The sequence below is a fragment of the Microbacterium sp. GbtcB4 genome, assembly GCF_019091465.1.
GTDB classification, from domain to species: Bacteria; Actinomycetota; Actinomycetes; order Actinomycetales; family Microbacteriaceae; genus Microbacterium; species Microbacterium paraoxydans.
Genome location: NZ_JAGXJJ010000415.1, coordinates 1 through 243, shown reverse-complemented (window position 1 = coordinate 243; position 243 = coordinate 1). Strand labels below are relative to the sequence as shown.

Genomic DNA, 243 nt, shown 5'->3' with positions numbered 1-243 from the left:
ACCCGGCGCGCAGCCCGGCCAACCTCGCCATCGGCCTGACGATCTACGCGGTCGCGATCCTCGTCCGCGCGGTATCCGACGGCCTGGTCTCGGTCGACCCCGCGATCCGGCAGTCGGCGGTCGCGATGGGCTACGGCGGGTTCCGCCGCTTCTGGTCGGTCGACTTCCCGCCCGCCGGGCCGGTCATCCTCGCGGGCCTCCGAGGGGCGGCGGTGGGGACCATCTCGCTCGGGACGGTCGGCA

The 243-nt window shown here is 74.9% G+C and carries 1 protein-coding gene; it reads left to right on the top strand.

Annotated features, from left to right (window positions below; translation table 11 throughout):
* On the top strand, positions 1–243 hold a 243-nt coding region (locus tag KVS71_RS18330), incomplete at both ends, for an ABC transporter permease subunit (RefSeq protein ID WP_217585251.1).